The organism is Streptomyces sp. NBC_01267 (genome assembly GCF_036241575.1).
Taxonomy (GTDB): domain Bacteria; phylum Actinomycetota; class Actinomycetes; order Streptomycetales; family Streptomycetaceae; genus Streptomyces.
On sequence record NZ_CP108455.1, the window covers coordinates 6113750 to 6126403 of the forward strand.

6 protein-coding genes and 3 pseudogenes are annotated in these 12654 nt (G+C 68.4%); 4 read left to right on the forward strand and 5 right to left on the reverse strand.

Annotated features, from left to right (window positions below; translation table 11 throughout):
• Window positions 1-318: 318 nt before the first annotated feature.
• A pseudogene (locus OG709_RS27915) lies at window positions 319-570 on the forward strand (transposase); the annotation flags it as partial.
• A 45-nt stretch (window positions 571-615) separates the two neighbouring features.
• Here OG709_RS27915 and OG709_RS27920 read toward each other — a convergent pair.
• The 4 genes and pseudogenes from OG709_RS27920 to OG709_RS27935 all read right to left on the reverse strand — a co-directional run bounded on the left by OG709_RS27920 (window position 616) and on the right by OG709_RS27935 (window position 6049).
• Window positions 616-1139: pseudogene (locus OG709_RS27920) on the reverse strand (hypothetical protein).
• Between the two features lie 259 nt (window positions 1140-1398).
• Complete coding sequence (locus tag OG709_RS27925; RefSeq protein WP_329167991.1) at window positions 1399-2007, reverse strand: hypothetical protein; 609 nt, start codon at window positions 2005-2007, stop codon at window positions 1399-1401.
• 420 nt (window positions 2008-2427) lie between these two features.
• Complete coding sequence (locus tag OG709_RS27930; RefSeq protein WP_329167993.1) at window positions 2428-5070, reverse strand: S8 family peptidase; 2643 nt, start codon at window positions 5068-5070, stop codon at window positions 2428-2430.
• Complete coding sequence (locus OG709_RS27935) at window positions 5063-6049, reverse strand: AAA family ATPase (RefSeq protein WP_103512483.1); 987 nt, start codon at window positions 6047-6049, stop codon at window positions 5063-5065. Before OG709_RS27935 ends, OG709_RS27930 begins: the two co-directional genes overlap by 8 nt.
• A 558-nt stretch (window positions 6050-6607) precedes the next feature.
• Between OG709_RS27935 and OG709_RS27940 the strand changes: the two are divergent.
• A pseudogene (locus tag OG709_RS27940) lies at window positions 6608-7424 on the forward strand (MFS transporter); the annotation flags it as partial.
• Window positions 7425-8235: 811 nt separating this feature from the next.
• On the opposite strand, the gene OG709_RS27945 reads toward OG709_RS27940, so the two are convergent.
• Window positions 8236-8850, reverse strand: coding sequence for a TetR/AcrR family transcriptional regulator (locus tag OG709_RS27945; RefSeq protein WP_250304751.1), 615 nt, complete (start codon window positions 8848-8850; stop codon window positions 8236-8238).
• Between the two features lie 122 nt (window positions 8851-8972).
• On the opposite strand from OG709_RS27945, the gene OG709_RS27950 reads away from it, so the two are divergent.
• Window positions 8973-10268 carry an MFS transporter gene (locus OG709_RS27950; RefSeq protein ID WP_329167998.1) on the forward strand — a complete coding sequence of 432 codons (1296 nt, stop codon included), beginning with the start codon at window positions 8973-8975 and terminating at the stop codon, window positions 10266-10268.
• Between the two features lie 65 nt (window positions 10269-10333).
• Window positions 10334-12640, forward strand: coding sequence for a glycoside hydrolase family 3 C-terminal domain-containing protein (locus tag OG709_RS27955; protein WP_329168000.1), 2307 nt, complete (start codon window positions 10334-10336; stop codon window positions 12638-12640).
• The last annotated feature ends 14 nt before the right edge of the window (window positions 12641-12654 follow it).

Here is a 12654-nt window from a genome sequence, read left to right on the forward strand (position 1 = left end):
CCCGGGTGCCCACCGCGGGGAGAGAGCGTTTCGATCTGGCATTCTTCATACGCGGGCGCTGCGACTCTTGCACGCTCGAAATCTCTGCGAGGAGTGAGTCTGATGGCGAAGCGGGGCACCGACCACTGGAGTGAAACCTACTGTGATCGACGCTTCCACCCTCCACACCTGACGGGCCTGCCCTACTGGTTCTACTGCCGACTTAAACCGGGCCACGACGGAGACTGCGACTGCGAAGCGGCCCACGAAGAGATGAGCACGACGGACTGAAGTTCATAAGATCGTGTCCTATGTGGTGAGGCGGACATTGAGGTCGTCATGGGGTGGGGTACGTGGAGTTGGATTGTTCCGGAAGGGCTGTGGGAGATCGCGAAGCCGCTGATCCCGCCCTCTCGGGTGCGGCCGCAGGGCGGAGGGACGCAGGACACACCCGATGAGACCCTGTTCGCCGCGATCATCTATGTCTTGGTCAGTGGCTGCGCCTGGCGGGCCTTGCCGCCCTGTTTCGGCATATCGAAGTCCACGGCCCATCGCCGGTTCCTGATCTGGTCGCGCGCCGGGGTGTGGGGCCCACCACCAGAGCCGAGGCGATGGTCTACTGATCGATGGCGATGCTCATGACCCGCCGCCTGGCCCGGACACGCCCGCGGCGAGCGTGAACCGGCCCGGCTGCCGCTCGGCCAGCCAGCCGCGCAGCACCAGGCGCTTCGCCTTCGACCGCAGTGCCTCCACCTCGCCGGCACCGCATCCATCTCGAACAAGACGGCCATCTCCTGGCGGGTCAGAGGCCCTTGATGGAGACGATGGCAGTCCGCGAGTGCCTGCCCGATGCGCTGGCAGTCCACCGACAGCACCGACCAGCCCAGTCCCTCACGCCACATGGGCACCTGCGACGTCGGCTTCGCGGCCGTCGTCACCGACGGTGTCTCCTCAGTCCGCTCAGTCTGGTCGTGATCTTCGGGCTCGTTGACCGGGTCCAGCACCTCGCCGACCCCGGACCGGGCGATGACCCACTCTTTCCAATCCCACTCGGCCACGGCCAGTTCGGCCTGGACGCGGTCGGCTTCCTCCCGCAGTTCGTCCACCCGACGGCGGGCAGCGAGCTCGAGCTGTTCCAGCAATCCCACGACCGACGGCATCCACGGCCTCCCCAGGAACGATGACAGGACAGGTCACCACTCCCACGGGTTCGTCGACCCTATGCCTGCCCAGCTACAACGCCGCCCTCAGGTTCGGTACGACAACAGCCGCTTACGGTGGCGCTGTTCAGGAGTCGTCTTGAACCTGCTACCTGGCTGTGAAGCTTCTCGTCACTCCCCAAAACTGTTCGCTCGTCGAGCAGCTGGGCGGGGTAGGCGCGGCTGCGGGTCTGCGGGCAGTGGGAGACGGAAGCGGTGGTTACGCGGCCCCTGACTTGTGCCGCCAGACGGCATGCTCCAACCCGCCTCTGTCGTGCCCGAGCATTGCGGCGGCTTCCTCGTATAGTGTGCGCAGCTGTTCGTAGCGGAGATCCGGAACGCCAGCATCTGCAGCGAAGGAGCGCAGATGTACGTCGATCGCGACCTGTGAACGGCCGATAAGGTTGCCGATGTAGTCGACGCTCTTCGGCCCTACCCCCTTCACAGTGCGTAGAGCGGCGCGATTGGCCTGCTGGTCGAGCCAAGTGTGGAGATCGTCGCGGGTATCTACCCCATTGGCAGCTAGGAGGTCGGTGATGGCATGGGCCGTCGCGACCTTCTGGGCGTGGTTGAACTTCATGGCGATGGCAAGGTCCTCTGCGGCGAGCCGGCCCTGGAACCCGCGGACTGTCCTCGCGTCCGGCCAGCTCGTTTGCAGTTGGAGAAGCCGCGGCCGAAGGGTCGCTTCGTAGTTACATCTGGGCTGGAAGCTGACATCGCAGATGACAGCACCCATGTGGGTCCATCCGCCGGGATGGAGAAACGGACCACCGCCCAGGAGGTGCTGAACGTGGTCGACGAGCCGCTGGGCAAGGCTGGGTACGGTCATAGACCAATGATGTTGTACTGGTCTGAAGAACCGGACGGAATGCGCGAAGCCCTCGAAGGATGGGCGCGGCAAGTGGCGCCGCTGGTGGAGGAATTACGCGAGCGACGTCGCCCTACCGGATCTGCCCGGTGACGAAACCTGTGCACTCAGCAGGGCTTCGGATATTCGCTGCGCGCGCCTGGTTCCCCGCCACGGCAACCATGATCAACCAATATGCCGCCGGCGCGCCAGCGCCCGGGCAACTCCACCTATCATCGCACCTCAGTGACCTACGCCGGTGTCTCGGTCGCCCAAATCTCCCGCGAAGTCGGCACCACCGCGCGCGTCTTGAGCCCCCACCTCGCCGGGACACGCGTCCCGAAGATGGACACGTGGGCGCGGCCGGATCAAGCTCGGCCTCGACCGAACCCGCCCGGGAAGCTACCAGCCGAATTCCATCTGAATGGGGATGCCGTCCACGATTTCGGTCTGGGCGTGTGGAGTCACTCCGATCGACACGCCGAGCTGGGTGGCGATGGGCGTATACAGGTCGGTGGAGACCTCTGGGGTGCGCAGGGAGACCAGGAGGGCGTAGCTGACGGGCAGGCCGATGCGGTCGTTGCGCCTGTTCGCCTTCCACCAGCCTCCGACAGGGTAGACGGCGAGCGTGCCGCAGTCGGCGAGTTCGGCCGCCGATCCGCGCCAGATGTCCGCGTGCAGGGAGCCGAGATTGCGGGCCCGGGGGCCGACCAGCCACCTGCTGTTGGACTCGAATGCCCTGGGGTTGTCAAGGCCGTCGCTCTCGTGCTCAGCCTGTTCGGCCAGTCGTCTCTGGAAGGAGTCGCTGGATTCGGTGGAGCCTTTGATGGCGAAGCGCAGGCCGTGCGATGCGTAGCTGTAGCGGCCGAGCATGCCGCGCCGGCCCGGATTGGGCTCGATCATGTAAGCGAGCGTCACGCGCAGGTCGACGGTGGTCTCGGCCAGATCGCGCAGTTGTTCCAGCGGCCACGGAAGCTCGTGCAGCTTGAGTTCGGCCAGGCGGACCTGTCCGCCCTTGACCTTGTACGGCACCAGGGTGTTCTGGACGATCATTGTGACGGCGTTCGAGGCGCTGCTGCGGATACGTTCGGCGGTGGGCATGCCCCATCCGTACCGGCGGATCACCTGTCGCATCACGTCGCCCTTGGCGAGTTTGGGGGCGCCGGTCTTCTTGAACAGGCCCTGCTCGACCATGGCCGGGGTCCACTGGGCTTCGTGGACGAGGAGTGCGCGAACCGTCTCCGGTCGCAGTCCGGGGTAGGCGCTCATCGCCGTGGCGGCGAGCGCAGCTGCCTGGGCCGTGGCAGCGCTTGTGGCGTTCGTCCAGGTCAGCTGACGCGCAGGGTCGTGGTGGGTGGTCGCCACGCTCACCAGCTCGTGTGCGTCCAGGATGCTGTCGTCAGGGGCGACGAGCATGTTGCCGCCCTCCAGAACGATGTCGGGCTTGGTGATGGCTGCGTTGGTCAGCGCCACCGAGGTTCTGCTGAAGGGGGACAGGGCGCCTGGTGCCGCCAGCGCACGGTATCCCCGGAACAGGGCCGAATCGGGGACGGCGTCCATGTGCGTGCACGCCCCGACGGTGAGTACGTTGTGTGCCTGGGCGGGTTCCTCGATGCGCGACAGGTCGGACAGAAGCAGCGGATCCAGCGTGCCGTCGTCGCCGCGCATCTGGTGGGGCACGGCACCGCGGATGTTGCCGGCACTGACGATGATCAGGCGTGACGCTTCGGGATCGGGTGCTCCGATCAGTTCGATGCGGTCGTCCCGCACGGTGACGTCCGTGCCCGCTGCCAGGGCGTCCAGTGTGGCTGACCACAGGGTCGCGGTGCCGTCTACGCCGTTCTCGCCTTCCCCGGACTGCCGGGTGACGGCCATGGAGAAGACACGTCCGGACGGTGCGGGGCCTCCGTTGCCGATCTCAGCGGTCGCGACCGCGTTCGCGGTCGTCTCCGCACAGGTGCGCGGGGACGCGGCGGGTGTGTGAGCGTCGCTGAGTATCTTCACGGACTCGAGGCCGTGACCGAGGACGACGGGACCTTGTGATTCAAGGGCTGCGGCGAAGTCCCCGAAGAGGGCGAGCCCGGCCATCTGCGTGCCGTGCCCGATCCGGTCGGCCGGCGTGCTGCCAGGGAGCACGCTGTAGGCGCGCTCGTGCAACGCGGGCTTCAGCAGGGCGTGCTCCTGGGCTATCCCTGTGTCCAGGATGCATACCGCCGGGGACTCCGGTGCGGCCGGCTCGATGCGCGCGGCGAGGTCCTTGACGAGGTCCACGCGGAACTCGCGGTCGACGGCGTAGAGGCCCTCGGCGAAGGTAGGGCTGCGGATCTCAGCAGGGCAGGCGTTCGTGGCCAACAGGAACGCCAGCTCGTTACCGGTCGTCGCGACGTGCGCCACCAGGCGTTCCCCGACATGGATCGCCCGTTCACTGACCCGCCAGCGACGCTCTTCGGCCAGGGAACGCAAGGTGGCAACCGCCGTCGGCGAGATCCGCGGATCGAACCACAGCTCCCACCACCGCTCCTCGTCCAGCGGCGGCAGATCCTGCCGCTCCTGCCAGAGGTGCTCCAGCAGAGCCCGCTGGACCTGTTCCATGTTGGCCACCAGCAGGGCCTGTTTAGGGTTGCCGCTAGGGGTGTTGTCCGTGAAGTCGGCGATCCGCTGGGTGAACGAGGCGACTTTGTCGAAGGGGATCCAGACCAGCGCGTCCTGCTGACTGTTCTCGGTCTGCGGGTGGCTGCTCATGAGTGTCAGGCCGGATGCGTCTAGGCGCTCAAGGCTCAGAGGGTGGTCGCGAGCCGCCTCGATACGCACCGCGAAACCGTCAGGCTGGCGGTCCTCGGGCGTCTGCTGCATGAGCTGGGTCGCCTCACGGCGGGCCGTCTCCAGCCCGTCCACCAAGGCGTCGGCGTGCCCCTGCCGGTCCGTGTGCTGGACCAGGTCCGGGCCGCTTCCGCCGGCAGGCTCGGAGCGCGGCGTGAGGGTGGCGGCCTCCCAGGGCACGATCAGGTGCGGACTGAGCCGTGCGGAAGTGTCGGGCTCAGGCATGGTGGGAGGCGTGCCGTTCGCTCAGGGCTTCCAGCAGCAGCTGTTCGTCGACCACGTCCCGGTCAGCCAGGATGGCTCGTTTGGCCGCTGCTTCCGCCGCTTTGACCAGCTCGGCGTGACTCAGGCCCGATGCACGTTCTGTCACGAGGCCCCACCGTAGTGTGCTTGTGTCCATTCCGGCTAGACGTCGCTGCACCACCTGTACAGCTTCCTCCCCGGTGGGAGGGCCGTAGGTGGCGATCATGTCGAAGCGGCGGAACAGAGCCTGGTCCAGAAGCTGGTGGTGGTTGGTGCCGGCCACCACGAGACTCTCGGAGGGCGCCTCGTCAAGAAACAGCAGGAATGAGTTCAGGATCCTGCGGGCTTCGCCGACGTCGTTGCCTGCCGCCCGTTCGGCTCCCAGAGCGTCGAACTCATCGAACAGGTAGACCGCTCGGGTCTGAGCCACGGCGTCGAAGACCAGACGCAGCTTGGCGGCGGTCTCGCCCATGAACCGGCTGATCAGACCGTCCAGGCGAATGGTGAACAGGGGCAGTTTCAGCTCTCCGGCCAGGGCCGCTGCCGTCATGCTCTTGCCTGTCCCAGGAGGCCCGGACAGCAGAATGCGGTGCACCGGGGTAAAGCCGAAACGCTCCAGACGTGCACGCTGTCGCTGTTCGTGCAGCACGCGGTCCAGCGACGCACGCAGTCCGGCGTCCAGAGTCATGTCGTCGAGCTGGGTGTCCGGATAGCCTGCCGTCAGGAGACTGGTCAGCTCTCCGCGGGGCTGCACCACCGGGGTAGCGCCACGCTGGGTGTCCTGCTTCCCCTGCCTCTGCTGGGCGGCCTCGACCAGCTCACGCAGTTCTACCGCGAACTTTCCCTGCCCCTGGCGGGCTGACTTCGCCGCGACTTGCAGGGCGACGCTGTAGAAGAGGTCGTCATTGGCTTCGGAGTGCGCCCGCACAAGAGCTTTCAGGTGCTCGGCGTTCGCCGCCATACGCCTGTCACCCTCCGATGTGGACTGCCTGTAAGAAGAGGTATACCCAAATCAGCGGGCCCCTGCGCCTGCATCGTACGGCCCTGAGCACCAGGCTGCTGCCCGGATCCTCTGCTGACTGAGATGTCCGAATGAGTGAATCGCAGCGCGAGAACACCGAACGGTCAGCTGGCCTGGGACCCCTCTCACCCAGGCCAGCAGTAGGGCAGTCTGCCGGTGATGTCCGAATCATGTGTCCTGCTCGGGACCGAGCGCAGGAAACCTACGCACCCAGCGCTTCAGCGCGCCACGGGCTCGCACCGGGCCCCTGAGCCCTGCACAGCGGTACACACGGGACTCGCGGCGAGGCGTTGTCAGGGGTGCTTGGGCTTCTTCCCGGCCCCCTTGCCGTCCTTCCCCGGTCCGCCCTTCGGGTGGGGCGGGTGCCCGGGAGACGCGGGCTTCGCCGACGGGATGGGCGAGGACTCTGCGGGCGTCGCAGTGGGGGTGAGGGTGGGAGTCGGTGCGGTGGCCGATGTCGTGGGCCGGGGCGTGGGCTCGTGGTGGCGCGAGCCAACCGCCGGAGGACTGGCCTCCACCGTCTTCGCACCCATCACGGCCGCCCTCGCCGACCACTTCAGCTGGCGCACGACATACGCGATCCTGGCCGCGATCCTCGCTCTGAACACCGTCCCCGCCCACGCACTCGCCCTACGCGCCCCATGGCCACCGCCACCAGAACCACCCACCCACGCCACCTCCTCGAACAAGCAGGACACGGTCGCCCTGTCACGCTCCTTTCTTCTACTCGCCGCTGCCTTCGCCCTCTCCGGATTCGCGGTCTACGCGGTCGTCATCGGGCTCGTCCCACTCCTGACCGAACGCGGCGCAAGCTCCACAACGGCCGCATGGGCCTTGGGACGTGGCGGTGCAGGCCAGACCCTGGGCCGCACCTTGTAGGCACGTCTCGCCAGGCACACCACGGCCACCACCCGCACAGTGCTCCTCATCGCTGCGGGCGGTGCGACCACCCTCGCCCTGGGCCTGGCTCCCGGACCCATTCCCCTCCTCGTGGTTCGGGTCGTCGCCGCCGGCAGGGTCCGCGGCAACCTCACGCTCCTCCAAGCCACCGCCGTCACCGATCGCTGGGGCGTCACCCGCTACGGCTCTCTCCGGCCTACTGGCTGCACCTGCGACCGTCGCCGCAGCCATCGCGCCCTGGGCGGGTGCGAGCCTCGCCGAGATCTTGGGCGGCTACCCGCACATGTCCACCGTGCTCTCCGTCGCGTCCCTTGCGGCTGCGAGCCTGGCTGCCGCCGCCTCCGCAAGCGCCTTGCGTTTGTCCCTGACGTGCGGACGGTCGCACCAGCGGCGTGCGTCAGTTTCGCGCCCGTAGCGCCCACAGCGCCCGTAACGCACAAAGGCAAATGGTCCGGTTTTTCCCATGCGGGCCGCTGACCTGCGGCAACTTCCACATGTTTTTGTTCCACGTGTTTCGTGATGACGCACCATGTGGAGTGTGTTGCCATCCTTGAACCGGTCACAAAGGGCGCCTGACCTGCGGTTTTGTGCGTGCGCATGATGTGCGGTGCGGGCGTTACGGGCGATATCTTGACGCACATTCGACGCGCGTGAGGCCCTTCTGACGCACGTTTGACGCACGTTCTGATGGGGCGTCGGGCGGCCGTTCTTGCAGGTGGCGGTGCGTCGGGTAGGGCGTGCCGGGTCCCTTCGTTGCTATCTCTTGAGCCAAGGGGCGTCGGTTATGCCTGGTTTGCGGCTCATTAGGGGTGAGGTCTGTACGGGCTCCAGTGACCGAGGAAAGGCTTGAGGCCGTCGCCGCTGGGCTTCGGAGGGGAGGGTAGCTTTGGCGCTGCGGCGGACCTGGCGAGATGCTGGAGGCGGGCATCCGCGAAGGCGAGCCACGCCTCGATCTGTCCTTTCCTGCCCGGGCGTCAGTGACGTGGCTTGGTCGCGCACTGCTGTGACGTATTCGGTCAGCAGCTTGGTCCGGTGCCAGGCGTCTGCCTGCTCTCCGAGGTGTTTGACGCGATAGGCGTGGGCGTACGCGGCGCGGGCTTCCTGCATGGCGGCTTCCCAGAACCACTTCACCGATGCCCGCGACCAACTCGGTGCCTGCATCGCCGCCCTGCGTGCCTACGTGAGAGGGGCGGCGGGCCACGACGTGGCCGACTGTGCCTGAGGCGCTACGTGCGTGTTGCGGCGGTGTCCGATGAGCCGGGCGCAGAAGTGAGCATCCGCCAGACCCCGCGGACCTGGTCCGCCATGTCGATGTCGGGGTCGCTCAGCCATTGGAGTTGGATGCCGTCGGTTGCTGCGACGAGGGCTGAGGCGGTGAAGTGCGGGTCGAGATCGGGGCTCGCCCGGCCGGCCCGCTGCTCGGCCGTGAGGTGCTCGGTGATCGTGGCGCGCAGCAGTGTGAAGCGTTCTCTGAAGTACGTGTGCGCCGGGTGCGCCGGGTCGGTCGAGGCCGCGGCAAGGGTGACGTAGAGGCGTACGCGGGCGGAGTTGGCGGCGTTCGCCGTCAGGGCCTTGGCCAGGAACTCGCCCGGATCGCGCACGACGTCCGGGTCGTGGAAGCGCGCCTCGGCCGCGCGGTCGTTTGCGCGCAGGACCTCGGTGAGCAGGTGGTCCTTGGATGCGAAGTAGTGCATCAGACCGGTCAGGCTGATGTGGCTCTCCTTGGCGACCATCCGCAGGGTGGTGTTCCGCTCGCCCTCGCGGCCGAAGATCTCGAGGGTGACCTTGAGGATCTCCTCCCGCTTGGCGACCCCCTTGGGGTAGGAGTTTCTGGCTGTCACGCGCCCACCCTATGCGGCGGGTATTCCCCCTGTGCAAAGCCTTGCCCGCAAAAACAGTACGCCGTACTGTTTCTCACCAGTCGCAGGTGCGGCCCCGTGCGGCCCACCGAAAGTAGGTCCCGATGGCGAGACCCCCTGGCGAGCTCCGTGCTCCCTCCCCGCTCCCTGCCGATCCCGGCGGAGCGGCAGGATCGGCCGCCCCGCCGGTCGACGGCCTGCGACGCCTGATGGCGTGCATCGGCCCCGCCAACCTCGGCATTGCCCTCGTATGGGGAGCCGTCCCCGGCACCCTGCTGGCCCTCCAGGTCCAGCGCACGGTGGGCGAGGACGCGAAGGTCGGCATGCTCGCGGTCGTCACCACGGTGGGCGCGCTCGTCGCGATGGTTGCCCAGCCCGTCGCGGGAGCCGTCTCGGACCGGACCCGCAGCCGCTTCGGCAGACGCGGGCCCTGGATCGTGGCGGGCGTAGCGACCGGTGGCCTGGCCCTGATCGGCATGGCGTTCGCGCACTCCGTACCGGCGACGCTGGCCCTGTGGTGCCTGGTGCAGCTCGGCTACAACTTCGCGGCGGGCCCGCTCTCGGCCGTCATGCCCGACAGGGTGCCGCCCGAGAAGCGTGGCCTGTTCTCCACTGTCACCGGCCTCGGCTCCATGGTCGGCTCGCTTCTCGGGCAGATCTTCGCCGCCGCCTTCGAGGACCGGATCATCACGGCGTACGTGGTACTTGCTGCGCTCGCGACGACTCTGGCTGTCGTCTTCGTGACCCTCAACCCGGACCGCCCGAGCCGGGACGCGCCCCAAGAGCCCTTCCGGGTCCGTGAGTTCCTGGGCGGGCTGTTGCCGAACCCGCGGAGGCACCCCGACTTCTTCTGGGTGTTCGTCAGCAGGCTGTGCACCAATACGTCGTACTTCCTGGTGTTCGGCTACAAGCTCTACATCCTCCAGGACTACGTCGGCCTGCACGACAGGGCTATCGATCACGTACCCGCCCTCGCGCTGACCGCTGTCGCGGGCCTGCTCCCGGCCGCCGTCGTCACCGGACCCCTCTCGGACCGGCTCGGCAGGCGCAAGGTGTTCGTGGTGGCCTCGGCGTCCCTCATCGGCTGCGCCATGCTCATCCCGTTCGCCGTCCCCACCATGACGGGTATGACCGCGATGGCCTTCTTGGTGGGCATCGGCTTCGGCTGCTTCCAGGGTGTGGACGCCGCCCTCATCTCCCAAGTGCTGCCGTCCGAACGGTCCTTCGCCCGCGACCTCGGCGTCGTGAACCTCGCAGCCACCCTGCCGCAGGTCCTCGGGCCCGCCATCGCAGGAGCCGTCGTCCTCTGGCTCGGCGGGTACCGCACGCTCTTCCCTCTCGCGCTGGCCTTCGCGCTGCTCGGTGCGGTGACCGTCCTGCGAGTGAAGGAAGTCCGATGACCCCTGGCAGACCACCGCAACCTCCGCACCGCGCATCAATCCGCACCACGCTCCAAGGAGAAGGAATGAACACCCCGAATCAGCCGACGGAGACGCCCGGCGAGACGGTGACCCGGCTGACCCTCGCCGAGAAGGCCGCTCTGACCACGGGTACGGGCTGGTGGCACACCACCGCACTCCCCGACGCGGGCATCCCGGAGCTCCGCCTCTCGGACGGCCCGCACGGACTGCGGCTGCAGAACGACCCGTACCCCGGCCTCCCGGGCATCGACGACAGCGACCCGGCCACCTGCTTCCCGCCGGCCGTCACCCTGGCCTGCACCTGGGACAGCGACCTTGCGGGGCGGGTCGGCGACGCGTTGGCCCGCGAGAGTCTCGCGCACGGCGTGCACGTGCTGCTCGGCCCCGGCGTCAACATCAAGCGCAGCCCGCTGTGCGGGCGCAACTTCGAGTACTTCTCCGAAGACCCGCTGCTCAGCGGGGTGTTGGGTACGGCCTGGGTCAAGGGCCTGCAGGCGCAGGGCGTCGGGGCCTCGGTCAAGCACTTCGCCGCGAACAACCAGGAGACGGACCGCTTGTCGGTCAGTGCGGACATCGACATACGCGCGCTGCGTGAGATTTATCTCCCGGCGTTCCGCCGAGTGGTGACCGAGGCCGCGCCCTGGACCGTCATGTGCTCCTACAACCGGGTCAACGGCGTGCACGCGTCGCAGAATCCGTGGCTTCTGACGGACGTCCTGCGAGGCGAGTGGGGCTACGACGGACTGGTCGTCTCCGACTGGGGCGCCGTCGTCGACCGGGCGCGGGCGCTTGCCGCCGGGCTCGACCTGGAGATGCCGTCCTCGTTCGGCGTGGGCCCTGCCCAGGCCGTCGAGGCCGTGGAATCGGGTGAACTCCCGCAGGAAGCACTGGATCGCAGCGCCGCGCGGGTCGTGGCACTGGCCCGCAAGGCAGCCGCGCACGCGCGCCCGGACGCCGCCTTCGACCCGGCCGCCCACCACGACCTGGCCCGCGAGGTCGCCACACGTGGGGCGGTGCTGCTCAAGAACGAGGGCGCGCTCCTCCCGCTGGACCCCGCCGCTCCCCAACGCATCGCGGTCATCGGTGAGTTCGCGCGCACGCCCCGCTATCAGGGCGACGGCAGCTCACGCGTGACCCCGACCCGGCTCGACGAAGCGCTCAGCTCGGTCATCGAGGCCGCGCCCGCGGCGCACGTCACCTTCGCGCCCGGCTTCCCTGTCGACGCGCCGGACGCCGACGTGGCCGCACTGCACGAGGAGGCCGTCCGTGCGGCGGAGTCGGCAGACGTGGCCCTGCTGTTCCTCGGGCTGCCGCCGAGCTCCGAGTCCGAGGGCTACGACCGTGAGCACATCGAACTGCCGGTAGAACAGACCACGTTGCTCGACGCGGTACGGGCGGCGAACCCGAACACCGTCGTGGTCCTCGCCAACGGCGGCGTCGTGCGCCTGTCCGGGTGGGCCGACGACGTGCCGGCCGTCCTGGAGGGCTGGCTGCTCGGCCAGGCGGGCGGATCGGCCACCGCCGACCTGCTGTTCGGGCGGGCGAATCCGTCGGGCCGCCTCGCGGAGACGATCCCCCTGCGGCTCGCCGACACCCCGGCGTACCTGGCCTGGCCCGGCGAGAACGGCCATGTCACGTACAGCGAGGGCCTGTTCGTCGGCTACCGCCACTACGACGCCCGCGACATGGCAGTCTCCTTCCCCTTCGGCCACGGCCTCTCCTACACCACCTTCGACTACGCGGACCTGCGGGTGGCCTCCGACGACGCGGGGCTCGACGTCACCGTGGCGGTCACCAACACCGGGGAGCGGGCCGGTCACGAGGTCGTGCAGGTGTACGTGGGCGCGCCGGGGAAGCGGGCGCGGCGCCCCGTAAGGGAGTTGAAGGGTTTCGCCACCGTGTGGCTCACGCCCGACGAGACCCGGGACGTCACCATCCGTATCGCCCGCGCGGACCTCGCCTACTTCGACACCGCGGCCGGTACCTGGCTCGTCGAGGGCGCCGATCACCGTGTCGACGTCGGGGCCTCCAGCCGCGACATCCGGCTGACCACGAAGGTCCCGGTCGACGGCGACGCCTGCGCCGACCAGCCGGACGCCGACTCGACCGTCTCGGTATGGCTCGCCCACCCCGTGGGCGGCCCGGCCGTCGCGGCCCTGCTGAGCCGGGTCCAGAAGTCCATGGGCGACGCGTACCCCGAGGAAGGAAGCTCCCGCCACCGCATGTTGCCCACCATGCGCCTCAGCCAGATCGCCCAGCTCCCGATGGTTCCCCTTGGCTTCGGCGACGTACGGGAACTGGTCGAGACGGTGCGGTCGGCCGCAGGCACCGGGAAGGAGGAGACCTCCTGACCCCGGCGTCACCT